A 25,895-nucleotide genomic window follows, 5' to 3' on the forward strand; every position below is an offset into this window, starting at 1 on the left:
AGACAGAAACGACCCTGAATAGCGCCGGCACCAGAGCGCCTCGCCCGACCCAGGGACCTCGCCGTGTGGCTCCCCGACGGGCGCACCGCGCTCCCCCAGGCACCGCCGAGAATGACCGCTCGCTGTTCACCTCCCCGCCTGCCGGGGGGTGTCGAGACGGCGGGCGATCTACGGCAGGCTCTGTCAGGCGTCGCAGGAGGCGGAGGAACCCGCTGGCCCCTAGCTGCAGCCCAGGCGAAGGTGGGGCTGTGTCCGTGACCGGTCACGCTGCCTGTCGTGGGCTGCGGCTGGGCCTTCGATGCTCAAACCATTGGAGTGGGTGTGGTTGCGCGGTAGGTACGTCCTTTGTACGCCGTTGGTGCGCCTCATGCCCAGTGGATGCCGAGTGTGGTGTGGGGGGTGATAGGGCTCTGGGCCGAGCTAGCACGGTTTGGTGATGGGCATCCGGGGTTTCAGTTTTTTGCGTTGAGCTGCTGTTTTGCCCTGACGCGTGTCATCAGGCCGTCGTTCACCGGATCTGGAATATAGGCGGAAGAGGGAAACCAGGCGCGCGCCAGCGGAGTTCCGCTCGCGCTCTGATACGGGACGGGCGCTCGGACAAGCGCCCATACAGTCACCACCGAACCTATGTAGGCGTAGAGCTGTCCCTCACGTCCTGTCACTGCGTCCGCTGTCGCCGTCCACCACGATGAAAGGAACGCTCGTGCAGCTCCTCGCCCGTAGATCCGTGACCCCGACGATCACGGACACCCCCAGCGTCATCGGCACCGCCGACGCCGGTTCGGCACGTTGACGGCCGGTCTGGCCGGCATGGCGGCCATTGCCGGGCTCGCCACCTCGCTGTCACCGGACGCCAGTGCCGCGAGGAACCCCCACGAGCGCGGCCCCGTTCCCACCCAGGCGAGCATCGAGGCGGCAAGTGGCCCATACGCCGTCTCGCGCGCCTCGGTCCCCTCGTTCTCCGTCACTGGGTTCGGCGGCGGCACCATCTACTACCCGACCACCACCGACGAGGGCACCTTCGGAGCGGTGGCCGTCTCCCCTGGCTACACCACCGCACGGCAATCCTCGATCGCCTGGCTCGGCCCGCGCCTGGCCTCTCAAGGCTTCGTCGTCTTCACCATCGACACCACCAGCACCTATGACCAGCCGGCTGCCCGTGGCCGCCAGTTGCTGGCGGCGCTGCATTACCTGACGCAGCGTAGTAGCGTCCGCGACCGGGTCGACGCCACCCGGCTCGGCGTGATGGGTCACTCGATGGGCGGCGGTGGAACGCTGGAGGCTGCCAAGAGTCGGCCGTCCTTGAAGGCCGCGATCCCACTGACCGGATGGAACCTCGACAAGACGTGGCCCGAGCTGCGGACCCCGACGCTGGTCATTGGAGCGGACGGCGACACCATAGCCCCGGTGTCCTCACACTCGAAGCCGATCTACCAGGGCCTGCCGCCCTCGCTGGACCGCGCCTACCTTGAGCTGAACGGCGCCACGCACCTCACGCCCAACCTCTCCGACACCGCCATCGCCAAGTACAGCATCGCCTGGCTCAAGCGCTTCATCGACGGCGACACCCGCTACGAGCAGTTCCTGTGCCCACTGCCGCGCCCGAGCCTGGCCATCCAGGAGTACCGCGGCAACTGCCCGCACGTCTCCTGAAGCCCCTGCTCGCCGGCCCCCTTCCGGCTCAGCCGGAAGGGAACCGCCGGGCTGACGGAGCGCCTACCCGGGCGCCGCTCCACAGGTTGCTAAAAGCGCGTTGCGGTGGACACCGGACTCACCTCCCGGCTGTGGGCGGGGGAGGCGGGACGAGGCCCGGGTATGCCGGTCACGACAGCCGCCGCCCGCCCTCTGGCGGTCGGTGGCGAAAGGAGTAGACCTTCGGGATTCCCATGTGGGCGAGGATCTTGCCCCTCGTCGCCCCCGGGATCACCTCGAATCGGTGCTGCATGTCCGCCAGCTCGTTCGGCGTGATGCCGAGTTTCTCGGCAATTCCGGGCCGGGCTTCCTGGATGTAGAGCTCTTGCTGACTGCCCGCCAGTTCAGGCCCGTCTCCTTGGCGACCTCGGTCAGGCTCATCGCTCCGGACTCGACCAGGCCACGAAAACGCCGTGGTTCCAGCCTTCGCTGCGGATCCAGGACCACGGTCACCCCATCTCTGCGACCTCGACCGACAGGTTCTGGGCTCTGTAGGTGCGCTCCGCAATCCAGCCTGCCATCGCCCGCACGCCGACGCCGATGGCGCGCTCATCAGGGGAGAAGTCGGGGTAATGCGGATAGCTCGTGGTGATAGATGTGCCAGGTGCACGGACACCGAGAAAGGTGTATGTACCGGGGATCCGGTTCAAGAAGAGGGCGAAGTCCTCGCCACTGAAGGGCGGGAAGGCGGCGCAGAGCTGGGTGACCATGTCCTGGCCGACGGTGCGGCGCAGGTGGTGGGCGAGGAGGCGGGCGTCGCGTTCTGAACAGACCATGGCCGGGAAAGGCTCAGCGGGGAAGCTCACCCCGGCCCCCGCATATGGCATGGCCACTCGACGAATGCTTTCGCGCACCTCCACGTACCGCTCCTGCGGCCAGCAGCGATAGGACACACTCACCTTGGCCTCCTGCGCCGCTGCCCGCACGGCTACGAACCGGGCCAGCGGCCCGTTGGGCGTCTGGGCCTCAGCGACGATCCGCTCCAGGTCCGCTGGTGTCTCTGGCAGATCCACGGTTGCGAGTGCGCCGATATCGACGGCCAAGCGCCGCGCGGCATCGAGTGCGTCCGGCCCGGAGAGGGTCACCTCCGCCTTGTCCTGGCCTGGCATCCCATAGCCCGGAGTCACGGCGAACTGGCCGACTGGGAACGGCCCGCAGTGCAGCGCATGGACTTCCTCGACGTACTCGCGCTCCAGCACACCTGAGTCGATCAGTGCGCGGGCGCCGGACAGCGTCTCCTCGGCAGGCTGGAAAAGGAAGACCACTGTTCCGCGCAATTGCTGCCGCAGCCGCGCCAGGACCCGCGCGACGCCGATACTCACCGTGGTGTGGATGTCGTGTCCGCATAGATGGGCCGGCGCGGGACCTCCTCCAACAATGTCTTTGGGCGGAACCGCGTCCATGTCCGCCCGGTAGGCAACGGTCCGGCCTGGACGCGAGCCCTGCAGGACCCCGACGACCCCGTGGCCGCCCACTCCGGTGGTGACAGCCAGCCCCGCCGCCCGCAGCTCCCGGGCCACCACAGCGGCCGTGCGCTGTTCCTGCCCCGGGGTCTCAGGGTGCCGATGGATGTCCCGCCGCAGCTGAATCAGCACACGGTCCAGACGCGCCGCCTCGGCGGCCACCGCCGCCTGCTTCACCGGCCCTCTCCACCCACCCGCGACGGCCTTCCCCATGCCTCCCCACACCATTCCCGCACCGGCCGCCGCTGTGCTGGCCAGTAACGTGCGGCGCGCGAGCGCGTGCTCTATTGGACGATTCACTGTTACCCCTTGACTCAAGTCGTCTTCTGGGACACACGATCGCCGCGCACCTATGTCATTGCCCATCCGGTGAGCCACCCCTTGGCGGTGGGGATAGCCATACCAAGGGACATCGCCGCGTTGAGGTTGACCAGAGCCGGGTTCAGAAACACGTACTCAGAGGTCGTTTTCACCTACCTCAGCTCGTTATCTGATGTTTCGTGGATGGCGGGATCGTGGTGCGGAAGAGGAGGCAGCTGTGGCTGTGGTCGATGGGGCTGGAGGGGTGATAGCTGGGGCGAGGGGTGGTTCGTTCCTGTCTCATCCCGGGATGCCCGGCTTTCAAAACTGTGTGCTTCCGTCGTCATCGCTGCACGCCTGGGCGCACTCGGTCTCCGGCAGTACGCCGGATGCATGGCGAAGCGACGTCCGTATCCGAGTGATCTGTCCGATGCCCGCTGGGAGTTGATCGAGCCGGTGTTGGCGGCCTGGCGTTTCGAGCGCCGGGGCAGGGCCCTGGACTTCGGCCGGCCGCCTGAGCATGACCTGCGCGACATCATGGACGCGATCTTGTACGTGGATCGCACCGGCGTTCAGTGGCGCTACCTTCCGCACGATTTCCCGCACTGGAACACGGTCTACGGCTACTTCGCCAAATGGGCCGACGAGGCGTGTTCGCCCAGCTCAACGGCCTGCTCAGGCAGCAGCTGCGTGAGAAGGAAGGCCGGAACGGCGAGCCTTCCGCGTGCGTGATCGACGCCCAGAGCGTCAAGACCTCCACCAGCGTTCCCGCCACCGGCAAGGGCGTCGACGCGGGCAAGAAGATCGTCGGCAGGAAACGGAGCATCGTCACCGACACGCTCGGCCTTCTCCTCGCCGTGCTGGTGACCGCGGCCAGCGTGCAGGACTCCGTTGCCGGCACCACGCTGCTCGACCAGGTCGCCGCCGACCACCCGGGCATCCGCAAGGTGTGGGTCGATGGCGGCTACCGACAGCACCTCGTCGAACATGCCGCCACCCTCGGCATCGACATGGAGATCACCGCCCGCAAGCCCGGCACCAGGGGCTTCACCCCGATCCCGAAACGGTGGGCGGTCGAGCGGACCTACGGCTGGCTCATGCTCCACCGCCGACTGGCCCGCGACTACGAAACCCTGCCCACCCGCTCCGAAGCCGTCATCCACATCGCGATGACCGACCTCATGGCTCGCCGCCTCACCAGCGAGAACACCATCTCCTGGCGCGATCCGAGAAAGACCACAGAACAGCCCATCCCAGGATGAAACATCGGACGAAAACGACCTCTCACCGTCACGCGGGCTGACGGCACAGCGCTGGCGGATCCCTGCCCCGCGGCTCCCGCTGGAGCCAGGCGCACCGTGTCGCGCCTGGACCACCTCGCCCGGTGGCACACGCTGCGCAGGCTCGGCAATCCCCTTACCCGCCTTCCGGGATCGGTCTCGGCGGAACTCCTCACGGCACTCCCGGGGGAATCCCCACCGGGCCCGGTACCCGCGCACCCCTGACGCCAGCGGTAGACGGCGCCGTCCACCTGCCCTACCCCTCGGCCCACCAGACACCCACGTATACTTGCACAACCTGGGCAACCGGCCGCTGTTCGTCGCGCTGCTGAACCTGACCGACCGCTATCGCTGTCATGCCGGTCTCTTCCCTGGCGACCACATTCCGGCGGGCGGAACCGCGGTCGCCCACGGAGGCCAGCCGGTGAGCGTGTCGATCCCCCGAGAACAGCTCTCCCGTGTCGATCCCGAAGTCCGTGACTGGCTCGCGGTGGTGGCTGCCGAACGCCGGTTCTCCAGTGACGCCTTCGAGCTTCCCGCCCTCGACGGCGCACACCCTTCCGTCCGCGTAATGGGCGGAAGAATCCTGGAATCCCTGGCGCTGCGCCGTGACTTTGGCGACGCGCCGCAACGAGGTCTACGAATGGGCGACCTCGATCCTCGAAGTCCGCACCCACCTGCCGAGAAACCCCCCGATGCATAGGCGACAGGCCCCCAGGGCGTATGCCGACCGCAGGCTCGCCCGCCTGCTGAGATCGTAGATGCCGGGCTGTGTCGGCCTTGAAGGGACTTGTCGCGGTGCTGCTGGGAGGGCGGCGAGTCACCGTCGAAGGGTGCTCACGCGAGAATCACGGGTGCGCGACAGCAGTGACCCGGTTGTCCCTGGGGGAGCCAACAGGGACAACCGGGACTGATCAATGACGAGGCGTGCCGGGTCTGCCCAGCCGGGGGTCAGCTGGACAGGACCCTGATGTCGTCGATGGCCATGTGTGCGGGTGCCCCGACGCCCCAGAAGCCGGCGAAGGCGGTGACCGTGGTGTGGTCGCCGGAGTTGAAGGGCACACTGATCTGCCCGTAGCAGGTGGGCGTGGTCGGCGGGCACCAGCCTGGTGCGGGGCCGAAGTGGCGTTCGACGGGCGCCCGGACGCCGGGCTTGCGGACTCCGAAGAAGGCCGTGTTGACGTTGCTCGAGGTGCGGAAGAACCCGGTGATCACGTAGTCGGTGTGGGGGCGTACCGGGATGGGTTGGGACAGGGCGTTCCACACGCGGGTGCCGGGCGAGCTCAGAACGGCGGACTTGCCGCCGGAGTTGGCCCCAGCGGGAGAGGTGGAGATGACCTTGAAGTCGGGACCTTCCACGTTCCAGGGCTGGGAGACGCCGGAGGTGTGCTGGCTCTCGAATCCGCCGTCCTGCAGGGGATTGCGGTAGAGCTGGACGTCGACGTTCCAGGCGCCGAAGTTGTCCCAGTCCTGGGGGTCGTTGATCCGCAGGTCCAGCTTCCCGGAGGCCCCGACCTGGCGGCAGCCAAGACGGTTGAGGACCTCGAAGGGCTGGGCGCCGGTGAGGCGGCCGATGAGGCTGTACGTGTTCAGGCCGGGCGCCGGGTAGCCGGCGGGAGCGGGCTGCCGAGGGTCGGTGCCGGCGGGCGTGACCCAGTTGGAGCCGTCGGCGGGCTGCCACCAGAAGCCGGTGGTGGAGACCTCGTCGTTCATGCGCGGGACGATGCGGATGACGTCGCCGGGGCGCAGGCCCCGGGCGTCCGGGGGGAAGGTGGTGCCCCGGCCACCGGACAGGTGCAGGGCGGTGGACTCGTCCGGGTCGAACCCGTGGGCGCAGCGGGCCACCGCGGTGGTGGGGACCGGGCTGGGCCCGGCATGGGCCGGCACGCTGTGCAGGAGGGTGGCCAGGGCAGCCAGGAACAGGGTCACGGCCAGGCGGCGGGTCGTGCCGGGGCGGCTGTGGAGGCTCATGACGGCCGGTGCACCGCGTCGGCTACGGTTGCCGGGGCGCGGACGGGGCATGGCACGGGTTGCTGGCTGGCCGGATCCGGCCGGAGCGAGACGGATGGCGGCGCGGCAGCGCTGCCGGAACTTGTTCAATGGGGTTCTCCTCGTGTGCTGATGTCGGTGCGGCGTCACCGGCATCCGGCGGCGCCGGATGCCCGGACGTCTGGCGAGCGGGTCAGAGCCGTTCGGCAGGAAGGCGACAGGACAATCGCTCCGTGCTCGTTGAGGTATCGGAACGGTGCGCGGCGCGGGTCGGGATGATGTCGGCCCGCTGTGCGGGCGTTCCCTCAGCGGCGGGCGGGGCGGAGGTAGGCGGTGACGCTGTAGGAAGCGGGCAGGGGCGCGTAGCGCACTACGGGACGGGTGGCCTCGAGGATCCGGCCGCCGCCGGCGTACATCTGGACGTGGCCGAGGCGGTGGGTGAAGACCAGGTCCCCCGGGCGCAGGTCGGCGCGGCGGATACGGGTGCCGGCGTGGACCTGCTCGTAGGTGGTGCGGGGCAGCGTCACACCGGCGGAGCGCCAGGCCGCCTGGACGAGGCCGGAGCAGTCGTAACCGCCCCTGCCTGTGCCACCCCACAGGTAGGGGGTGCCGAGCCGGTTCCGTACGAAGGCCACGGCGGCTCGGCCCGGGCCCGCGGCGCGGGCGGACGGCCCGCGGGTGTCGCTGCTGTTCCCGGGCGTGGTGCCCGCCGCCGTCGAGGGGGGGCGCAGTATCGCCGGCCGGGAGGCGGAGCCGGTGTCCGGCGTGGATGAGGGTGGAACGGCCGAGGCGGTTGGCCTACTGCAGGGCGGCGACGGTGGTTCGGTTGGGGATGCACGGGAGCTTTTGCTTGGTTACGTCGACGCTCTGAACGCGGTCGACGAGGCCGTGAAGGCGACGATGCCCTCGCTTGAGCGACTCGCAGATGTCCTCGGCCTGGTCCACTCGCGCCGGATCAGCCGGAGCGGGCAGGTCGGCACCTACTCATACACGGTTCATGGGGCAGGGTGCCGCTTCGTCAGCGACAACGGCACAGAGGCCGATGTCGACTTCGAAGCTGACGGGAGCGAAATCTTCGACCTCTGGCGCCTGCGCTGGCACGGGCTGAGCCTGCCGGAGGCTCTTGACGTCACAGATCAGGACCTGCGGACCGCGGTGCGGTCCCTGCAACCGCCTCTGACCGAGGTACGACCGGGGTGGTTCGGCGTCACCGACTGATCGCTTCAGGATGAGGTGCGCAGGCGGCGCAGACGTATGAGGCTGCAGGCCAGTTCCAGCAGGCCCTGATGGAGATCGGCGCGTCGCTCATAGCGGGTGCGGAGCTGTTTGAACTGGTGCAGCCAGGCGAAGGCGCGCTCGACCACCCAGCGCACTTTGCCCAGTCCGGACCCGTGAGCGACACCGCGTCGCGCGATCAACGGCTTGATGCCCCGCTTCCACAGCAGGCGGCGGTACTTGTCGAAGTCGTAGGCCCCGGTCGGCATACAGGCGCCGGGCCTTGCGGCGGGGACGTCCGCGCAGACCCCGGATCGGCGGGACGGCGTCGAGCAGGGGGAGGAGGACTTGATGCCGGTTGCCGCCGGTGAGGGTGACAGCGAGCGGGGTTCCCTGGCGGTCGACGATCAGATGGTGCTTGCAGCCGGGGCGGGCGCGGTCGACAGGTGAGGGGCCGACGTGATCCCCCCTTTGAGAGCCCGGACGTGCGACCCGTCCACGGAGCAGTCGTCCAGGTCCAGCAGACCTGCACGGCGGCGCTCGGTCAGTGGTCACCGGTCGCCGTGCCGGTCGGGTTCCGTGCCCGGGCGTTGCCACTCATTTGGGCTACGTGTCCGTGCCGGACTCTGTGGCCACCCCTAGCGTAAAGATCCAGGTTGTCCTTTGGGCCGGGAAGGAGGCGCTGTGCACCGCCGTACTGTCGCTGCCGGAATAGTCGTAGCAGCGGTGGCGATCGCCCCGCTGTCTGGCGTGGCTCACGCCCAGGACCTCGACTGCCGAGATTTCATTTATCAGGAAGACGCCCAAGCGGTCTTCGACAGCGATCCCAGCGATCCGAACCGTCTCGACGAGGACAGAGGCGTCGACGATGGCATCGCGTGCGAGGTCCTGCCCCGGCGCTCGGCCGCTACTGGTGATCGACCCATGCGACGCCCCACCGCCACGCCGACGGGAGGGGCGCGGGGAGGACTCGGCGGCTCCTCCGCAGCCCCACCCAGTAACTGGGAGACGGGAATCGGCATCGGCCTCGCCACAGTTGCCGTGGCCACCGCTGGCTACACCGTGCTCCGTCTCCGTCGCCGTGCCTAACCCCGGCTGATGGCATGACCACCTCGGTGCTTTCCACCCCGCGGGAGAGCCTATGACGTTGCCGGGCAGCTGATGGACGGGTCCGTCTCTCCAGGCCCCGGCAGGTCGCTGTGGCGCGCTGGCGCGCTGTTCTGTGGCTCCCTCGCCGTTCCCCGCGTCCTGCGGCTCCATCGGGGCGAGCGGTGCGGTGACGGTGTTTTCGGGCATGACAGCTCCTGACGTTCGGACCGCCGCGTGGGTCACGGCGACGTCCTCGACAGGCTCCGCCGGTCGGCCGGTGGACAGAGGACAGAGAACTCCCCCCCTCGAACCGGACGAATCAGGGCTGCAAGGGTCAAACCCCGCCCCCTTGTCCGGCCTGGTCGGCCCGACCACGAACCCGACCACGAACCCTCGTCCACCTCTGCTACCGCCCCAACCACCGCCGGTGCCACAGGCACGGCATGCCAGTCGGTGCCCGACGCCGGCGCCACAACGGCAGGCGCAGCTTCAGCGGCGCGGCCCCTGATTCCTCGGCCGCGATACTCCCTTCACGTACGGTGTGCCGCGTCTCCGGGTCCATGTGCGTGCGCCGGGCCGATGCCGTCGGCGTCCACTGTCGGCCACCGGGCGAGGCTGTGTCTGGTTCGTGCCAGAAGTCCGTACACCACGCGTTCCAGAGGCCTGTCCGTTCCCAGCAGCCGGTTGCAGTGCAGGTGCGCCAACGACGCCGCTACGCCGCTGCCCGGCGCAGACCACTCGGCGGGCCGGGAGACCGGCGTGACCAGGGACGTGATCGCCCGCCGACGTCGCTGAAGGCTGTGCCGGACCTCCTCCGGAGGAGAACCGCCGTCGAGAAGCACGCGGAGGGTGGCGCCGGACTCCCTGAAGGGCGCTGCCGACGCGGTGCGCTCACCGGCCATGGCGGTGGACAGAGCCTCTCGGTCGGCCGCCGCCAGCCCCAGCGCGGCCAGGAGATCGTCCACCGTGGCCACCGCGAGCAGAGTGCGGTCGAGCGGCACCCGGCCTCGTACGACATCACGTACCAGGGAGAGCACCATCGTGCTGTCGGCGGTGAACACTCCTTCGGCCAGGCCCATGCCCCGTACTCCTCCGAACCTCTCGATCTCCCGGTCGTAGGTGTCGAACACGAGCCGTTCCACGGCTCCTGAGGCAAGGTCCGCGCGCAGCGCGCGGGTGACGTCGGTGGCCAGCTCGGACCAGTGTTCGCCGGGCTTCAGCTTGAATCGGAGCCTGAGGTGGTGGAGGGGATCCGCGAAACGCAGGAAGTGCCACTCGGTGCTCCTGCCGGTGGCCGACACCTGTTGCACCAGGTCGTGGATCGGCCCGGCGAGGAGGTCGTCCTGATTGACGGTCGGCGCGTAGATCTTCGCGAACACCCACCGCGAACCCGGTTCGGCGAGCCGCGTTCGCCGGTCGACGGGGGAGTACCGGCTGCTCGCCCGGTCGTCGTTCCTCTTGGTGCGCGGGCCTTTCCCCCGGGCGAGGGCGACGGGGATGACGATCTCGGCGGCATGGTTCCCGGCCGGGCCGGGGAGCCATGCCTGTTCGGGGTCGGGGTAGCGCTCGTGGAGCGAGACATGGCTGGATCGCCGGAGGGCGCGGCGGAGCTCCTCCATGTCGTCCGCGGAGTCCAGGTCCACGGTGACGCGGTGGTCGCCCTCCGCGAGGTAGACCAGGTCGGGCACCTGCCACAGCTGTCGGAATTCCGTGAAGGCGCTTCGGAAGTACTTGGGTTCCGCCGGCCGCATCGCTTGTCGGTCCAGCCGCCAGCGGGCGGGCGTGAGAACGATGCGTCCGCGCTCCAGCCGTGGCAGGAAGGGGAGTTGGGCGGCGGCACCCCAATCGAACTGTTGGAGCCGCTGGGTCTCGTCGATCTGGCGCAGGAAGCGGACCACACGAGGAGCGACCGACGGGTTGAGCATGTGGGGTGAGTGGAAGCGTACGTGTTGGCCGGTTACGGACCATCGGACGACGAGGGCGTCGTCCTCCAGGGAAACCGTGAGGTCGGCGAGGCGGAGAGCAGGCGGGTCGGTCGCCTGCGTCCCGACACCGACCGGGAGCACATGGTCGTGCACAGGAGGGCAGAGGGCCACGTTGGCGGAACGAGGCCGCAGAGGCTGGTACACGATGTCGGCGTCGATGACATCGTGGGCCGGTGCGTCGCCCGCGGATCGCAGCGACCTGATCAGGCCTGGTGCCTCGTCTCCGAGGAGGAAGGCGAAGCGCCCCAGGGTGCAGCCGGCTTCCCGCGCCCCCACGATCGGTGAGACGACGATCCGGAAGGCGCCGGAGTCGATGTCCGCCGAAGAGGACGCTGCCACCGCGACCACCAGCTCCAGCGTTTCGGGCAGGCGCCGAGGATCCGGTTGCCGTTCGATCCGCGCCAGCGTTCGGTCGTCGAGCGCCACGGTCCGGCTGCCCGTCCGGAGGGCTTCGGCCGCCAGCACGAGCAGCGTCTCGTCCCGCTCGGCCCGGGTGGACGATTCGTCCGCGGGCAGGGCGGAGTTGGTGTCCTCCGGAAGCCCGAGCCCTGTGTAGGGATTGATCACTTCCAGTAGGGGCACCTGGCGCCGGGTTCCGTAGCGGGTGTGAAAGGCCGCTCGGTAGGTGACCGCGTCGGGCGGCCGGTCCGGCTGTGAGGACGTGCGCAGCAGCAGTTCCACCGCCCTCGCGGCTTCCCGTCCGACGGTCCGGTCGAGCAGCGTGCCGGACAGAGCCGCCGTCGCATCCGTACGGAACGGCGGAGAGGTCGCCGACGCGAGCTCCTTCGCCCGTATGGCCAGCGCGCGGCGTGCGGGAAAACTCTCGGCAGGGGGCAGTCCATCGCACCGGTTCAGCCCCTCGACCAGGTCCCGCAGCCGTTCGGTCCTGCCGGCTTCGTCGCGCAGCACGGCCATCCGGTCCATCAGGTACCGTGCCGGGTCCGGCACGGTCAGCGGGGGGTGCAGGCTGCTCAGCAGCACACCCGCCTCGTGGAGCCGGTCGATGAGCTGTTCGCACACGGAGTCCGCCGTGCCGGGGACGGCGGTACGGACAGCCTCGACCAGCCGCGGGTAGGACACGGGGCGACGCGCGGTCTTGAGGAGTTCCATGACAGGTGCGGTCGCCCGCAAGGTCACACAGTGGGGCCGGCGGACTTCCGGCGCGCCCAGGGGGTCCACCAGATGGAGCCGCCCGGCCGCGACGTACACCGCCGGGTGGAGAGTGAAGGTCAGCTGACGCCGGATGCTGCTGTCCGCCTCGAGCTGTTCGACCAGGGCCATGAGCCAGCCCATGTCGAGGTGTGTCCGCACACGGTCCGGGATCCGCCGCACGGCGAGGTCGGTGTGGTCGCCCCAACTGCCGAGTGAGACGCCCGCGAACATGCCGTAGGGGGTCGGGCGGCACGACATACGGTCGAGGTAGCGGCGGGCTTTTCTGATGCTGCGCTCGGACGGTGCGCCGCCGGGTCCGTCGCGATGCAGTGAGTCCCACATCGCCTCGCTCCCGATCCACAGGGCGAGGCTGTTCAGGGGGGCGCTCAGCAGATCGATCGCCGAGGTTGCACGCCGCGCCCCCGTGCCGGCCGGGAGGAGCGGAAGCCTGACCGTGAATCCGTCCAGTGGACGGTATCTCCAGCGCTGCTGACCGGGCTCGCTCATCGGACGAGGAACAGCCGGTCCCAGTCCGGCGCGTCGTTGACCGCCGCAGACAACAGCACCGCGGCCACTCCTGCCGCGCCGTCGAGCAGCCCCGGGCTGTCTGTGGTAGCACCTCGTGCCTGAACGGCCCGGTATCCGAAGCGTGCGACCGGGTCGAACGATCCGGCCAGGCGCTGGTGCAGTCGCCGGGCCTCGGCCGCGAAACCCCCGATCCCCGTCTCGACGGCGGTGCGGTGGAACAGATGCGCGAGTCCTGCCTCACCGTGGCAGAAGGTGGGGGCGACCAGACGCCGCTCCCGGTCCGGTCGCCGGCGTATCGCCTCGATGGCGTTCAGGGCGGCGCGGACCAGGGCCGGATCGGCCAGGGCGCGTCCGCCCAGAAGCAGCGAACGCGTCACTCCCGGCGCCCCGTAGCACCACGCCGCGTGGATGGGCGGCGCGGATCCGGCCGCTCGCGGAACGGAGTCGTCCATGGGCCAGTTGGCGCCCCACCGGTCGGCCACCTGCCGGTCCAGGATCCAGGCCGTTCCTGCCCGCAGCGCCGCCTCGGAGCCGGCCACCGTGATCCCCCTGAGTCGGGCCAGTGCCAGAGCGGACACCAGGCCGGGCAGACCGTGCGCGAGCCCGCAGTCGGCCGCGTCGCTCCGCGGCCGCAGGGGCAGTCGGCCTTCGATGAGGTGAGCCGCCAGCCAGGTCAGCAGCGGCCCTCGCAGGGACGCCAGCGCGTCGGCTTCCGGACGGCGCGCGAGATAGGCGGAGATGCCCGCGGCGCCCGTGATGACGTCCAGGGCGCGGCGGGAGTCCCCGCCGGTCTCCGGCCGGTCGATCCAGGCCGCGACGTACTCCGCCAGACGCCCGTCGATCGTCCGCCGTAGCCGTCCGTACCGCTGGCCCCTCCCGGACAGACACAGCGCCACGAACCCGAGGCCGGCCATTCCCGAGGAGATGCCCGGCGGCAGGTACTGGACACGTTGCGCCGCCTCCACCGCCACGGACAGGTGCTCGTGCGCCGACCGGTCCCACCCCTCGCCCTCCCGGCACCGGTCGAGACAGCCGAAGAGCAGTGCCAGACCCGCGAATCCGGAGGCCGTGCCGTGATCGTGCCACCTCTCGCTCAGCAGGCTGTCGCTGCGCACCGCCTCCACCACGTCGTCGACGGGTGCGAGGCGCCTCGCGATCCGCAGGGCCACATCGAGCGGATCGGTCGGCGCCCGTACGGTGACCGGAGCGGCGGCCGTCGAAGCGTCACGCATGCAGTGTCATCGCCATGGCCATGTGTGCCGGCAGGGCAGCGCTGCTCCCGAGATTCTCGACACCCATCACGGTCGGCGGCTGAGCCTTCGTACCCAGCCAGTCCGGCTCACCGTCACCGTAACGATCGAACAGCTCAGCGGCGCGTTCGAGCCGTTTGTGGAAGAAGGGATTCTCGGCTCGTCTGGCCTCGGCCTCCAGAACGAGATGTCCGACGAAATCCGGGTGTAGCGCTTCCAGATAGGCGAGCGTCCCCGCCAGAGTCGCCCGTGAGTCCTCGAACAACCTCTGGGCCGTGGCGAGGAACGTGCTTTTGTCGCGCTCAACGTGGCGTCCCAGATGCTGCAAGGCCCTGGCGTAGAGAACGGAGACATAGGTCCGCGTGATGTCACTGTCCGGTTGCCGGACGTCCTCGAAGGCCGCCAGATAGAGATCACTGATGGTGCCCTGCGGCAGTGCCGCGATGGTGTTCAGTGCCGCTTCAAGATCCGGGTCCTTCGCCATCCGGTTCGTCACCGAGGTCTTCAGGTGCTCGAAGGTGCGGTGTGCCTCTTCCTCCATCTCGGGCGTCGGCGGCGGCAGATTGAGAGGTGCGAGGTAGGCGTGCACCGGCTCGTACAGCGGAGAAGTCGTCAGCGAGTAGCGGGTGATCAGCCGTTCGCGCTCGCTCGTGCTATTGGTATTCATCGTTCACCCCGATTTGGGCTTCACCACTGGTGTGTGATCGCCCCTGTTGTGGGATCGCGTCAGCCGAAATGGCACCCGCACGTGCCACCGCAGGTCTCGAAACAGGAGAAGTCGCAAGTGCTGCCCGGCTGCGAGGGATCCGGGTCGTCGCAGTCCTCGCGGGGCTCCGTCTGCGATGGTTCGATCCGCATGTCCAGATCGAACTCGTCAATGACCAGTGACATAGCGATACCTCTTCCCTGACCCATACCCCCAGATAGGGAGTTGTTGATGCGTCAATCTTTGCAGCGGGTCGGACGGCAGAGCCGGCACGACCGGCCTAGCGAAAATCACACTCTCCCAGTTTCCCACCAACCAACCGGCGTGTCGCGGCGATCGGGCACCCGGAACCGGTCGGGTCCCGAGCCTAGGAATACCGAGCCTACCCATTCGATGTTCAACCATTTCTCCTTACGCATCGCCTGTGCGGGTGCAATCCTGGAGACCACCCCCGCGCGCCGCGGCTCCGGCGGCCCCCGTCAATCAAGAATGGGCAGAAAACCACAACCAGCAAGGGTGCGCCATGACCACGACAGCTCTCAACTATGAAAGCAACAGGATCACCGAGCTCATGGAGGCGCCCACCGAGGAGCACGACGAGCAGTGGCTCAAGGAAGCGCTGCAGCAGGCCGTCATGCTTGAACTCGCGACGCTTCCCCCTTACTTGTGCGGCCTGTGGTCGATCAAGGATCCGAGCCAGAGCCCCGATGTCTTCGGGACGATTCAAGAAATCATCTTCGATGAGATGTCCCACATGGGCTTGGTCTGCAACATGCTCACCACCATCGGAGGCACCCCCCTCCTCGCCGACGGCAAACTGGTGCCGAAATATCCTGGCCCACTTCCCGGCGGCGTTCGTCCTGAGGTGACCGTTTCCCTCTCCGGACTGACCAAGCAGTCACTGGAGATGTACTCACAGATCGAGAAGCCGGACGACCCTGTCGTCGAGGCCAGGGAATTCCACACGTCGATCGGAGCCTTCTACACGGCAATTCTGGACGCATTTCAAGTACACCAGAACCTGATCTCGGGAACCCGACAGGTGATCAAGGGTATGTCGCACCATGGAAAGGGGAATGATGTCTTCAAACTCACCTCTTTCGATGACGTCGAGAAAGCAGTAAAGATCATCAAGGAGCAGGGCGAGGGAACCGTCGCGTCACCGGAGAACCCCTTCCCCGGACAACCCAGCGAACTAGCCCACTTCTACTCCTTCCGGGAGATCTTCCACGGCCGCAAGCTGATCGTCGTGTCGGAAGACCCGAAGAAGTTCGACTTCCAGGGCGCCGAAATTCTCATGCCGGAGGTGTTCCCCATGGGAACGGTCCCGACAGGCGGCTGGGCGCTGGGCGCACTGGAGGTTCCCGACGAGGTGAGACAGCTCACCGACACCTTCAACCACCACTACAGCTCGATGCTGCGATTCATCGAGCAGGCATGGCAGGCGGAGACGTCGGGCGCGGCGACGCAACTGCTGAACAAGGCCGTCGGGCAGATGTTCCAACTACAGGCGCCGGCACAACAGTTGATGCAGATTCCGCTGCCCGACGGCAGCGGCAGAACGTACGGTCCGGAGTTCCGGTACGTCGAGGCGGAAGCGTGACCAGAGTGGCCTCGACCCCGTCCGCCATGCTGTGACCTGGACGGAATCCGTATCGAAGACGATGTTCTGACGGGCCGCCCCATGGCAGGAACCGACTGGCGGCTCGACGAATCACCATTTCACAGGCGGGCCGACGTGGTAATTTCCGAACAGGTGCGGAAGAAGGTCGACTGCACTGTCAGCCGTAGCCTCTCGACCGAATTCGAGGCTCGGGGGTTGCTGCTCAGTCATGCCGCTTACGCTTCGGCCATGACCGAAGCCGTCCGTTCAGGCGAAAGGCTGCTTCAACGCGTCCTTGAGATCTGTTACGCGAACGGCCGGGAGGGGGTCATGGACGTCGAGTTCGATGACGATCAGGCCGCGATGCGCATCGGGTTGGGGCTTGCCTTCGGCTCGGTCACGGCGAGCTTATTCGCGTCGCCCAGGCAGACCAGCCACGAGCAGGCAGCCGCCATCGAGGTTTCCTGCGCCGCGTTCAACCTGGGCGCCGGCCTCATCGACGGTCTGTGTGACGGCACTCCGGCACTCGGGCTGGAGTTGCTCCGGATCTTCCAGGCCCTGGACTGGGCCGGAGCCACACGCGATCCGTGGCCGACTGGGCGGCTGCAATCGGCCCTGCCTGCTCCGCTCGCGGCGGATCCGACCGCGGCCTTCACCGCCCGAATCATCGAGACATTTCTCGTGACCCTGCACGCCGGCTACCCGGGCGATGAGGGGGCGGCGGTGCGCGATCGCGTCGGGGCCCTCTCTGAGGAGGCCCTGGAGGCGGAACGTCGGACGGTCCAGCATTCGCCGGAGTTCGCCACACGCGACCAGCTGATCGCGTGCTCGCGACGGACCTCCGTCATGCCATTCCAGATCATCGAACAACTCGCGACGGGAGCCCACGCCATCGCCTCACCGACGGCGGGCACGCTGCTGGGCGAGGCGATGTGGCGCATCGATGACTTGGTCGATCTCGCTCAGGACGCTGGCGACGGGGCCCTGAACTCTGTCCTGCTGGCCGCAACAAGCAAGCCGTGGTCTGCGAATGCCCGCGACGGCGTGGCCGCTCTCGAAGAGGTGACCACATCGGACGTCATTGCGCTCACGGCGGTCGAGGCCGCGGAGCGCCTCGAGGCGGGGCTGGCAGCAGCTTCGGACGGGAAGGCCGACAACAAGGCCTGTCGACTGTTTCTGGCGTTCGTCCACCGATACGCCGAACTTGCGCCGATCGGCTAGGGTTTGTCGCGACAGTGCAGGTCGCGGCCATCCACGGATGGCCGCGACCTGCACTGTCACCGGCACAACGGACTTGGCTACGCCTCGTCTCGTGCCCCTGTGCTGACCATGACGTCCAACAACTCCGAGTCCTTGACGGACCTCTCGGTGACAGGGGGGACGTACAGTGTGCCGACGCCTGGCACCCCTGCGAGCTCGGTCGCCAGATCACTCACCTCCAACGACACCACCGAAGAACGGATGAGTGGGTGGTTCTTGCTGGTCACCAACTTGACCACGTGGTCGTGGGGATAGAAACGCAGCAGGTAGTCCCGCAGCGGCTCGAACTGCCGCGACGCGTACGGCCCCGTGGGGCAGGTCGGATCCCCGACCACCGTCGGCTGCCAGATCACGCACGTGACGTCACTCTGGATGGGACGTTGACGCAGCAACAGGTCGGTGGCCTCGTACATCTGGATGCCACCGTGGGCGATATCGGTGCCGAGGTCGACCAGCAACGTATCGAACGCCGACACCCCGGCGAACACCTCGACGTGCAGGCCCAACTGCCCCGCGGCGCGATTGATCAATGTCGTGGGGTAGCAGTACACCCAGGGGTGGCCGTAGACCGCCAGGCAGACGGGCGTATCGACGAGGGCTGCCGACACCACCTCGGCCGCCATCCGGTGATAGGTCGGGAGACGGTTCAGGCCCGGCTCGTACAGGTAGCTCAGATCGGTCACGCGCGGACACAGGCTCTCGATGTACTCGGTGATCCCGTATCCCGATGCGACGACGAACGTGTGCTTGCTCCGCTGGATGACCTCCTCGGCCTCACGCGTGAGCTGGTGCGTCCCGACGATGCCGGTTCCGACGATGCCGATGTCGAACGGCCACACTGAGGCTTCGTTTCCGCTGGTCTGCTCGTTCATCCGACCAACCGAACCAGACGAAGTGTCGACTCACGGCGCTCGTCATCGTTGCCGGCCAGGCGGATCGACTCGATCTCGTGCGCGATCAATTCGGTGACAGCCTCCTCTTTAGGCGCCTGCGCCTCTGCCCGGTTGATCCAGTCGTGAGTGCCGGAGATCGTGACCTTGATCGAGCGCATGCTGCTCCCGTGCTGCAGCGCGTCGGCCAACCGCTGGGGATCACGGAGAGTGGCCTGCTCTTCCGGAGTCAGCGAATAGCTGGCGAGCGCTGTTTCCGGGTCAGACTGGCATTGAATATAGAAGGCATAGTCGTGCTGAACGCGAGCGATTGCAGCTTTGAATCCGTGGCTCATGGTCCCACCTCGATTCGTTCCAGATCACGCTATGAGCGGCCATCTCCGTCGCCAACGAACCACGCCGTGTCCACGTTGCCGAGTAGGCCGAAAACTGGAATTCGGCCTGGTCACACCGTCGATCACCGACCGTAATGATGGTCTTTGCCGGACCTCTTCCATCACATGATGGGGCCCCGCCACACGGTGCGCATGTTCTGATGGGCATTTGGCGGTACTGGCGCCTATCCGTATCGCTTGGTGGCGCAGGAGCCGTGGTCCGTCCGCGCGAGCACAACCCTGGCGCCGTCGTGGCCTCGCCCCGATCGGCCGGCAAACCCGCGCCCGGAATGGCACACTGTGGCAGCGCACCCGGCGAGTTCCTGCTGCGCCTGCTCACCGACCGCACCCCGCCGTTCGCCTTCCCGCCCTCCACCGGACCGTTCCCCCACTGGTTCGCTTCAAGGGAGCTGTCGGAGCACTGACCCCTGCCGAAAGGCCTGCCACCGGCGGATATGGTGCGTACGCGTTTGGTACGCGTCATGTCCAGTGGATGCCGAGTTCGGCCAGTGCGGCGAGTTGGTGTCCAACGTCCAGCTTGTCGCGTCTGGCTTGTGTTGCTGTACCAGATGCTGGAGCTTGGTCTGGGTCCCGCGAGTGGGGAGCGCCGGCCCTTCTCCACCGCGCGCAGCTGCTCCCGGGGTGCATTCACCGTTCGCCCACGCGGGTCCTCCCGGTTGCTGGAATCAGTTCGAGCCGCGAGGGTCAATTGGTATGACAGATACTACCCGGCCCCGCCTCTGCCCTAGTGCCCAGCACGACATGGAGGAGAGTAAGGTGCTGGGGGTGGTCAACGGCACCGTTGATGAGCCTCGAGTTCTTTACCTTGCTGAATTGAAGCCGCCGAAGCCTCAGCTGCTCGAAATGGCTTCCCCTTTCCATCCCACGGAAGTGTTTCGATTCGCGGCCCCATGTGTTGGTGACAGGTGTCAGAACTTTGATGGTGTGAATTGCACGCTGGTGCGTCGCGTGACGGAGATTCTTCCCCCGGTTGTTAGCCAGCTTCCGCCGTGTCAAGTGAGATCAGACTGCCGGTGGTGGCATCAGGAGGGAAAGGAAGCTTGTCTGCGCTGCCCTCAAGTAGTCACTACAACCTGGGGGCCTTCGGACGAACAACAGCGGGTGGCGAGCCCCGATGCAGAAGGGTTTTCTCATGGCAAGTGAAGGATCTGGACGAGTCGATCTCGGGGATGTGGTTGAGGCCACGGCGCGCGCCCTCGATCGCGCCGGTGCAACCCGAGCCACTCGGCCTCCGTTCAACGTCACTGTTGGAATCATTTGGTCGCCGGGAATGCCAACTGCAGACGAAGGAAACGTACTTGAGGGAGGTAAAGTCATCCCTCCCGAGTTCTTCAGAGCGTGGGCGCGCTCGGCTGGACAGCTTCACAACAAACTCGTCCAGGAGATGGTGGACAAAGGGCTCCCCCGGCGCGAGAGAACCCAGATGCACCTGGAAACGCTGCAGCGGCTGAAGGTGATCACCGAAGGTGAGGCGGCGGGAATCACCAAAATGCTCGAGATCGTTCGGAGTGAGGGGTCCACGTCGGAGGTCGCCAGTAAAACCCGTCGCATCTACGAAACGTCATTCGATGACGAGCAGGCCAGCGCGGTGGCGCAAATGATCGCTGGGGTAATCTCCGCGAGCTCCGAACACGTGAATGACACTGCAGGAAAGGGGGGCACCCAGGTGCAGAGAATGGCAAAGGGTGTGGCCTCTGCCGACGGTGAGGGTGCAGTTGAGGGTGCAGGCTTCGGTGGTCTGATCGGCGCAGAAGTCGGAGCAGGTGCCGGCGGAATCGGTGCCCTTCCCGGCGCTGGCCTGGGAGCCTTGCTCGGAGGCCTCGTCGGCGGTGGGCTCATGTCGGTTGGCGCTTGGCTGGACAGTTAGACGTCGTTTCATTTGGCGAGTCGGCGGTAGCCGATGAGGGCTGCGGCGATACCGACGAAGGCGAGGAAGTGTTCGGCCTTGCGTTCGTAGCGGCGGTGGAGGCGTCGGCAGCCGGCCAGCCATGACACGGTCCGCTCCACAACCCAGCGGTGGCGGCCCAGACGCTGCGAGGACTCGATGCCCTTGCGGGCGATGCGGTGCTTGATGCCGCGTCCGCGTAACCATCGCCGCAGGTGGTCGTAGTCGTAGCCCTTGTCAGCATGGAGCTTGCCCGGGCGCCGACGTCGTGGCCCGCGGCGGGAACGTATCGGCGGGATGCCACGGACGAGCGGCTGCAGGCCGAGGCTGTCGTGTATGTTGGCGCCGGAGATACCAAGGGACAGAGGCAGTCCGTTCCGGTCCGTGATCAGGTGAATCTTCGATCCCGGTTTGCTGCGGTCGGTCGGATTCGGTCCGGTCAGGGGCCCCCTTTTGCCGCCCGGACACTGACCGAGTCGATCGCACACCGCGACCAGTCCAGCTCACCGCGGGCGCCGAGCTCGTCGAGGACGACGCGGTGGAGCCGGGCCCAGACCCGCTGCCGGCTCCACTGGCCGAACCGCCGGTAGACCGTCTGCCAGCACGGCCCGAAGACCGGCGGAAGCTGCCGCCAGGTACAGCCCGACGTGGCCACAAAGATGATCGCGGCCAGAGTCTCCCGGTCACCCGCCCGCCGACGGCCGCCGCCCTGCGGGCGTATGACCTCCGTAGGCGGCACCACCCGCCGGAACAGTTCCCACAACTCGTCCGGCACTAACCGCTCAACCAGATCCGCCATGAACCCTTCAACGACCACGCACACCAAAGGAAACGGCGTCTTAGGTGAATCTGGATGGCACCCCGTCGGTCGATCCGGCGGGGTGCAGGCTTTTGGCAACGAAGGCCCCGCTTGGTCCTCTGATTGGGGGGGGCTAACGAGCTCGTGCACGGTAAGCGGTGAGACGTCGAGCCCCGGATGGTTGATCATGGTCGGATGGTGGGGACCGTGAGTCGTGCAGTGATCGTCAGCAATCGCCGGATCACGGGGCTGTAGGCCGATGTGATCGCTGAACTCGTTGCCGAGTGGGGCCCGTTATGGCATGAGCGTCACCAAGCCAAACTGACCTCTCGGCCGCGGAAGCGTGCTGTGGGCGCCGGTGCGAAGCACCGGTTCGTGTTCGTCGACCGGCTCCTGGCCACCCTCGTCCATCTCCGCCACGGGGCCACTCACGACGTGCTGGCCTGCTGGTTCGGAGTCGACCGCTCCACCATCACCCGGGCCATCGGCGAGATACGGCCCCTGCTCGCCGAGCGGGGGTGCTCGATCAGCCCCGGCGTCCGGCTGCGAACACTGGCCGAAGTCATCTACCACCTCGGCGCCAGTGGGCAGACCGGCATCATCGACGGCACCGAAATCCGGGTCCGCCGGCCGGCAGGCGGGCGCAAGGACCGGGACACGTTCATCTCCGGGAAGAACGAGCAGAACGCCGTCAAGACCATGGTCCTCACCGACCAGAACGGGCGGGTGCTGTTCTGCAGCCCGGCCAGACCAGGCAGCTGCGCGGACATCACCCATGCCCGCCAGTCGGGCCTGGTCAAGCTCCTGGTGGACGGCCCAGCGGTGGAGATCCTCGCGGACGCCGGCTACCAGGGCCTCGGTGCCCAGACCGGTGGACGCGTGGTGACGCCACCGCACCGCAAGTTCAAGAAGAACGCTCCGGACTGGTACGAGGAAATGCACGAGCGACAGCGCAAGGCACATTCCTCACGACGGATCCGCGTCGAGCACGGCATCGCCCACCTCAAGAACTGGCGGGCACTGGCCCGCCACCTCGGCCGCCGCGAGCACATGAGCGACACCGTCCAAGCCGTCGCCAGCCTGCTCTCCTAACAGCAGACCGCGGACCTGGGCCCTCGACGACAGAGGTGAGCACTGGCCCATCGAAGCCCTCGGCGTCTCACCGCTTACCGTGCACGAGCTCGTTAGCCAAGGGACGGCGCCGGGTAGGGTCAGCGGCAGCTCGTGCCGGTATGGAGTGTGCGAGTCAGGCCCGGTGCCAGCATGCTCGGGCAGTACCACCGGGCCGCTCCGCGCTCATCGACCAGCTCGGCCACGCCCCGCGCCCGGGGTCGTCCGCCTGCTGACGTGACCTGCGGCCGCCCCAGCGTGGCCGCCTCGTGGACGGCCGAATCGCCGACGAGCGCACCACATCTGTGACCGCCCGCGCCTGGAACCTCACACGCACCGGGCACCGGCACCCGCCCCTGCGCCGCTGGTTCGCCCTCCACGCACCACTGCGCCCCCGCGCCACGCCGCCATTATTTGTTTTTCGCGACGTATTTGTTTTTCGCACGACGTCCGACCGACTGGTCGAGGAGCCGCCAGCCGTCCGCCGCACCCGGCGCAGCTGGGTCTTCGTCCGCAGGAAGGCAGCGAGTTCCAGCCCTGGGCACTTGGCGCGCACCCGTGTACGCACCACGTACGCCTTTGGTACGCCTCATGCCCGGCCGGTGTTCCTCCCCGGGATGGTCGCCCGTCTCCCAGGGAGGACTTCTGCATTTGGGCGCACCACCTAGCCCGCCTCCACCTGGACAGGCGCCTCCACCTGGACAGTGGTCGTAGCCGGCCCGGCTCAGGTCTCGGATACCATGACGCCCCCCACCGGAGGTAGTCAGCGTATGTCAGCGTATGAGTTCGAAGCGCAGCAAGAATCCAGCCCTGCCCGTACTTGACGCGTTCCGACTTGCGTCGGTCAAGGACCGCGCCCGGGTCAAGGACGGGCTGATCGTCGCGGGTTCTTCCGGCGCTCTTGGCCCTGCGCCAGGAGCTCGCGCTCGATCCGGTCCGGCGTCCGGGTGCCGGCCCTGCCCCAGGAGCAGCTCGGCCTGCCGCTCGGTCACCACGCTTCGCCCGTCGGCACTGAGACGAGGGCAGGGCCCGAGTCGGCTTCCGGCCGATGCGTCGATGTGCAAGCAGTCCGATTTCCTCGGTTCGCTCAGGGTGCCTCCCGAAGTGGGGGTTCTGGCACGACTTCCGTGAAGCGGTCACAATTAGTGATCAGCGGGTGTTTCGAGTGCTTGGAGAATCTGTCGCACACTGATCGGCTTCGGCGCTGTCCACCCAGCCGGTCGCCATCTCTGATCCGTCCCGGAGAACCCGGTCCAGTGCGAGTCTCGCCGACGCGCGAAGCGAGGCCGGCAGTTCGGGCAGCGGTTGCCTCTGCCAGGAGGTGCTTCGATACACCGAGCCCGCCTCCCGGACAGCCCCATCGTTGATTGACCCCGATGACGGCCCAGTCCGCGAACGCTTGGAGCCGAGATGGTGAACCGCTCGGCGCAGAGGCTTGGGCGTCGGGGTGGGTTCCATGGCTCGAGCGCGAGGTGCCCGGCTGATGGGGAGGAGTGCGACAAGCCGCTGGTTCGGTCACATTGGTCTACCGGGCGCTTGCCGAACGGGAGAACCGTCTGCGTCGGCGCCCTGGCGTTACCGGGGGAGGAGGGCACTCACGGTCTTTCCTCCGGATGTCCGGCGAGTGACCGCGGTCGCTGTGGAGAGTCGGTTGACCAGGGGCCAGCTGAAGCCTCCGGTGCCGCCGTTCAGGCCGGGGGTGCGCATGCGAGGGGCCTGGGGGCTGGGGTCGTGCGCGGTCACTTCGATGCTGTCTTAGTATGCGGCCAGGTCGAGGGTACAGGTGCCGCCGCCATGGCGCAGGGCGTTGGTGACGAGCTCCGAGACCACCAGGATCACGGTGTCGGCAGCCTCGGATGCGAGCGCCGGCACAAGCCCTTCGAGGAAGGACGGGGCGCTGTCGCGTGCCACGGCGACGGAACCTGCAGGGCGGTCGGTCGCGACATCGACGCTCATCGTGTCCATCAGGTCCCCCCTGGTCTCTGGATCGCCCATGCCCGTTCTTCCCCGCCCGCCGCATCTGCCCCGACAAGCGGCGGTTAACCCGGTGCGACCGCCCTGCGCCCCCACCCGCGTCACTGTCCGAGGCCGATTACCTCGTTGCTCGACACACAGAAATCTATATCGGCCGGAGTAGACATTGGGCAGTGGCGTCGCTATGGTTTCTCCCGTAGCTCAGAAAGACAGCAGGGGCCTGGCAGAGACGAACTGCCGGCAAGCAGTACCAGCAGTACAGGTAGTCGCAGGACGGTGCGGCGGTGGAGTCTCGAAGCCAGGGTTGTTGCAGGACGGCGACGGGACTGACGGCCGGACCGGGTGGCCCGCAGTGATCAGGGGCCGCCGCAAGCGGGACCGCGGTCATGGCATGTGCGGTACCCGCGAGTGCAGTTCGCAGTACCCAGCAGTGAAGTCAGTGAGTAGTACCCCTGGTGAAGGCGTCGGCTGCGGACGCGCGCACCGGGAGGTTCGGCAGTGGGGTTCTAAGCCAGAGCAGACGCAGGATGGGCAACGGGGCTGGCTGCCGAAGAGCGACGCTGTCACAGGTCGTTCAGCAGTTCGCATCACCCGCAGTACGCAACACCAGCAGTACAAGCAGTTCGCAGTTCCCGTTTGGTAAGTGATTGATCCAGAGGGAAGAACGGAGGAGCCGAGCACCATCAGGATCGCCCGGGTGAGCAGTACGAAGCCCGGGTACCGCAGGACATCGTTAGTGAGGTGGTCTCCGGTCAAGCAACCGCGATCCCCGCAGCCCCGACAGCAGCCAGGTCGGGTACGCGGACACAGAAGGCCGGCGCAGTATCAGGGCCGGCAGATGGTGTAACAGTTCCTTCGGGGCCCTGGTGCCGTACGGCACCAGGGCCCCTCCACGCGTTCCAGAGAGAGGTGCAGATGACAGCAGACGACACGCGCGGGCGTCTCGATGACGACGACTACCCCGCCTACACCATGGGCCGGGCCGCCGAGATGCTCGGCACCACCCCCGCCTTCCTGCGCGCCCTGGGCGAACACCGCCTGATCACCCCGCTGCGCTCGGCCGGCGGCCACCGCCGCTACTCCCGCTACCAACTGCGCATCGCCGCCCGCGCCCGGGAACTTGTCGACCAGGGCACCCCCATCGACGCCGCCTGCCGCATCATCGTCCTCGAGGACCAGCTCGAAGAAGCTCAGCGCATCAACGCCGAATACCGCCGCGCCGCCGACACGTCCCACCCGCCGGCCGCAGCCTGAGATGGCACCCCGTCCGCCGCATACCGCGCACCTACCCAACGGGTACGTTCCTCTGGTGACGGGGTGTGCGAGCGTG

At 67.6% G+C, this 25,895-nt stretch carries 20 protein-coding genes and 3 pseudogenes; 11 read left to right on the plus strand and 12 right to left on the minus strand.

What is annotated here, in order from left to right; translation table 11 throughout:
- Nucleotides 1-789: 789 nt before the first annotated feature.
- The gene (locus ACF068_RS07735) at nt 790-1,653 is read left to right on the plus strand and encodes an alpha/beta hydrolase family protein (protein ID WP_392273240.1); all 864 of its coding nucleotides are present in this window, start codon (nt 790-792) and stop codon (nt 1,651-1,653) included.
- Between the two features lie 208 nt (nt 1,654-1,861).
- Here ACF068_RS07735 and ACF068_RS07740 read toward each other — a convergent pair.
- Together ACF068_RS07740 and ACF068_RS07745 are read right to left on the minus strand one after the other, a co-directional pair.
- A pseudogene (locus ACF068_RS07740) lies at nt 1,862-2,139 on the minus strand (IS21 family transposase); the annotation flags it as partial.
- 2 nt (nt 2,140-2,141) lie between these two features.
- Nucleotides 2,142-3,383: a M20 family metallopeptidase gene (locus tag ACF068_RS07745; protein ID WP_392273287.1), complete on the minus strand. Its 1,242-nt coding sequence runs from the start codon at nt 3,381-3,383 to the stop codon at nt 2,142-2,144.
- A gap of 465 nt (nt 3,384-3,848) precedes the next feature.
- Here ACF068_RS07745 and ACF068_RS07750 point away from each other — a divergent pair, with 465 nt between their 5' ends.
- From ACF068_RS07750 to ACF068_RS07760, 3 genes are all read left to right on the plus strand, one after another.
- Nucleotides 3,849-4,187: a transposase gene (locus ACF068_RS07750; protein WP_392273241.1), complete on the plus strand. Its 339-nt coding sequence runs from the start codon at nt 3,849-3,851 to the stop codon at nt 4,185-4,187.
- Entirely contained in the window at nt 4,091-4,717 is a 627-nt protein-coding gene (locus tag ACF068_RS07755; RefSeq protein WP_392273242.1) for an IS5 family transposase, read from the plus strand. The genes ACF068_RS07750 and ACF068_RS07755 overlap by 97 nt, the downstream gene beginning before the upstream one ends.
- A 307-nt stretch (nt 4,718-5,024) precedes the next feature.
- A complete protein-coding gene (locus ACF068_RS07760; protein ID WP_392273243.1) occupies nt 5,025-5,438 on the plus strand; it encodes a hypothetical protein in 414 nt (137 codons plus the stop codon).
- A gap of 248 nt (nt 5,439-5,686) precedes the next feature.
- Here ACF068_RS07760 and ACF068_RS07765 read toward each other — a convergent pair whose 3' ends face one another.
- Entirely contained in the window at nt 5,687-6,706 is a 1,020-nt protein-coding gene (locus tag ACF068_RS07765; protein ID WP_392273244.1) for a hypothetical protein, read from the minus strand.
- 323 nt (nt 6,707-7,029) lie between these two features.
- The gene (locus ACF068_RS07770) at nt 7,030-7,359 is read right to left on the minus strand and encodes a C40 family peptidase (protein ID WP_392273245.1); all 330 of its coding nucleotides are present in this window, start codon (nt 7,357-7,359) and stop codon (nt 7,030-7,032) included.
- 43 nt (nt 7,360-7,402) lie between these two features.
- Here ACF068_RS07770 and ACF068_RS07775 point away from each other — a divergent pair, with 43 nt between their 5' ends.
- A complete protein-coding gene (locus ACF068_RS07775) occupies nt 7,403-7,942 on the plus strand; it encodes a DUF6896 domain-containing protein (protein ID WP_392273246.1) in 540 nt (179 codons plus the stop codon).
- A gap of 5 nt (nt 7,943-7,947) precedes the next feature.
- Here the strand turns inward: ACF068_RS07775 and ACF068_RS07780 are convergent.
- The 4 genes and pseudogenes from ACF068_RS07780 to ACF068_RS07795 all read right to left on the minus strand — a co-directional run.
- Nucleotides 7,948-8,487 (minus strand): annotated as a pseudogene (locus ACF068_RS07780) (IS5 family transposase); the annotation flags it as partial.
- 1,071 nt (nt 8,488-9,558) lie between these two features.
- Nucleotides 9,559-12,672 carry a lantibiotic dehydratase gene (locus ACF068_RS07785; protein ID WP_392273247.1) on the minus strand — a complete coding sequence of 1,038 codons (3,114 nt, stop codon included), beginning with the start codon at nt 12,670-12,672 and terminating at the stop codon, nt 9,559-9,561.
- On the minus strand, nt 12,669-13,925 hold the full coding sequence (locus tag ACF068_RS07790; protein ID WP_392273248.1) for a lanthionine synthetase C family protein: 1,257 nt from the start codon (nt 13,923-13,925) through the stop codon (nt 12,669-12,671). The genes ACF068_RS07785 and ACF068_RS07790 overlap by 4 nt, the downstream gene beginning before the upstream one ends.
- Nucleotides 13,918-14,610, minus strand: coding sequence for a hypothetical protein (locus ACF068_RS07795; protein ID WP_392273249.1), 693 nt, complete (start codon nt 14,608-14,610; stop codon nt 13,918-13,920). The genes ACF068_RS07790 and ACF068_RS07795 overlap by 8 nt, the downstream gene beginning before the upstream one ends.
- Before the next feature lie 562 nt (nt 14,611-15,172).
- Between ACF068_RS07795 and ACF068_RS07800 the strand changes: the two genes are divergently transcribed.
- Nucleotides 15,173-16,252 (plus strand): ferritin-like protein, encoded by a 1,080-nt coding sequence (locus tag ACF068_RS07800; RefSeq protein WP_392273250.1) that lies wholly within the window; start codon nt 15,173-15,175, stop codon nt 16,250-16,252.
- Between the two features lie 81 nt (nt 16,253-16,333).
- Entirely contained in the window at nt 16,334-17,473 is a 1,140-nt protein-coding gene (locus tag ACF068_RS07805; protein WP_392273251.1) for a hypothetical protein, read from the plus strand.
- 77 nt (nt 17,474-17,550) lie between these two features.
- Here the strand turns inward: ACF068_RS07805 and ACF068_RS07810 are convergent, their stop codons facing one another.
- Nucleotides 17,551-18,384, minus strand: a complete 834-nt coding sequence (locus ACF068_RS07810; protein WP_392273252.1) for an SAM-dependent methyltransferase — start codon at nt 18,382-18,384, stop codon at nt 17,551-17,553.
- Nucleotides 18,381-18,737, minus strand: coding sequence for a hypothetical protein (locus ACF068_RS07815; RefSeq protein WP_392273253.1), 357 nt, complete (start codon nt 18,735-18,737; stop codon nt 18,381-18,383). The genes ACF068_RS07810 and ACF068_RS07815 overlap by 4 nt, the downstream gene beginning before the upstream one ends.
- A 329-nt stretch (nt 18,738-19,066) precedes the next feature.
- On the opposite strand from ACF068_RS07815, the gene ACF068_RS07820 reads away from it, so the two are divergent.
- Both ACF068_RS07820 and ACF068_RS07825 read left to right on the plus strand, forming a co-directional pair.
- The gene (locus ACF068_RS07820) at nt 19,067-19,201 is read left to right on the plus strand and encodes a hypothetical protein (protein ID WP_392273254.1); all 135 of its coding nucleotides are present in this window, start codon (nt 19,067-19,069) and stop codon (nt 19,199-19,201) included.
- A gap of 728 nt (nt 19,202-19,929) precedes the next feature.
- Entirely contained in the window at nt 19,930-20,664 is a 735-nt protein-coding gene (locus ACF068_RS07825; RefSeq protein ID WP_392273255.1) for a hypothetical protein, read from the plus strand.
- 8 nt (nt 20,665-20,672) lie between these two features.
- Here the strand turns inward: ACF068_RS07825 and ACF068_RS07830 are convergent.
- Nucleotides 20,673-21,481, minus strand: a protein-coding gene (locus ACF068_RS07830) for an IS5 family transposase (protein ID WP_392273256.1) whose coding sequence is annotated in 2 segments (ribosomal slippage) — nt 20,673-21,131 and nt 21,134-21,481 — 807 coding nt in all. Because the reading frame shifts where the segments join, the coding sequence is not laid out codon by codon here.
- Nucleotides 21,482-21,829: 348 nt separating this feature from the next.
- Here ACF068_RS07830 and ACF068_RS07835 point away from each other — a divergent pair.
- The gene (locus tag ACF068_RS07835; RefSeq protein WP_392273257.1) at nt 21,830-22,573 is read left to right on the plus strand and encodes a transposase family protein; all 744 of its coding nucleotides are present in this window, start codon (nt 21,830-21,832) and stop codon (nt 22,571-22,573) included.
- A 1,593-nt stretch (nt 22,574-24,166) separates the two neighbouring features.
- Here ACF068_RS07835 and ACF068_RS07840 read toward each other — a convergent pair.
- Nucleotides 24,167-24,556, minus strand: a pseudogene (locus ACF068_RS07840) (ATP-binding protein).
- A 924-nt stretch (nt 24,557-25,480) separates the two neighbouring features.
- On the opposite strand from ACF068_RS07840, the gene ACF068_RS07845 reads away from it, so the two are divergent.
- Complete coding sequence (locus ACF068_RS07845; protein WP_392273258.1) at nt 25,481-25,819, plus strand: MerR family transcriptional regulator; 339 nt, start codon at nt 25,481-25,483, stop codon at nt 25,817-25,819.
- Nucleotides 25,820-25,895 lie beyond the last annotated feature (76 nt).

The organism is Streptomyces sp. NPDC016309 (assembly GCF_043077235.1).
Lineage (GTDB): Bacteria > Actinomycetota > Actinomycetes > Streptomycetales > Streptomycetaceae > Streptomyces.

Coding starts and splice junctions, on each gene's coding strand:
- ACF068_RS07745 (WP_392273287.1), bottom strand. CDS start 3,383: ATGGTGTGGGGAGGCATGGGGAAGGCCGTCGCGGGTGGGTGGAGAGGG.
- ACF068_RS07750 (WP_392273241.1), top strand. CDS start 3,849: ATGGCGAAGCGACGTCCGTATCCGAGTGATCTGTCCGATGCCCGCTGG.
- ACF068_RS07755 (WP_392273242.1), top strand. CDS start 4,091: ATGGGCCGACGAGGCGTGTTCGCCCAGCTCAACGGCCTGCTCAGGCAG.
- ACF068_RS07765 (WP_392273244.1), bottom strand. CDS start 6,706: ATGAGCCTCCACAGCCGCCCCGGCACGACCCGCCGCCTGGCCGTGACC.
- ACF068_RS07785 (WP_392273247.1), bottom strand. CDS start 12,672: ATGAGCGAGCCCGGTCAGCAGCGCTGGAGATACCGTCCACTGGACGGA.
- ACF068_RS07790 (WP_392273248.1), bottom strand. CDS start 13,925: ATGCGTGACGCTTCGACGGCCGCCGCTCCGGTCACCGTACGGGCGCCG.
- ACF068_RS07795 (WP_392273249.1), bottom strand. CDS start 14,610: ATGAATACCAATAGCACGAGCGAGCGCGAACGGCTGATCACCCGCTAC.
- ACF068_RS07800 (WP_392273250.1), top strand. CDS start 15,173: ATGACCACGACAGCTCTCAACTATGAAAGCAACAGGATCACCGAGCTC.
- ACF068_RS07805 (WP_392273251.1), top strand. CDS start 16,334: ATGGCAGGAACCGACTGGCGGCTCGACGAATCACCATTTCACAGGCGG.
- ACF068_RS07810 (WP_392273252.1), bottom strand. CDS start 18,384: ATGAACGAGCAGACCAGCGGAAACGAAGCCTCAGTGTGGCCGTTCGAC.
- ACF068_RS07815 (WP_392273253.1), bottom strand. CDS start 18,737: ATGAGCCACGGATTCAAAGCTGCAATCGCTCGCGTTCAGCACGACTAT.
- ACF068_RS07820 (WP_392273254.1), top strand. CDS start 19,067: ATGGCACACTGTGGCAGCGCACCCGGCGAGTTCCTGCTGCGCCTGCTC.
- ACF068_RS07825 (WP_392273255.1), top strand. CDS start 19,930: ATGGCAAGTGAAGGATCTGGACGAGTCGATCTCGGGGATGTGGTTGAG.
- ACF068_RS07845 (WP_392273258.1), top strand. CDS start 25,481: ATGACAGCAGACGACACGCGCGGGCGTCTCGATGACGACGACTACCCC.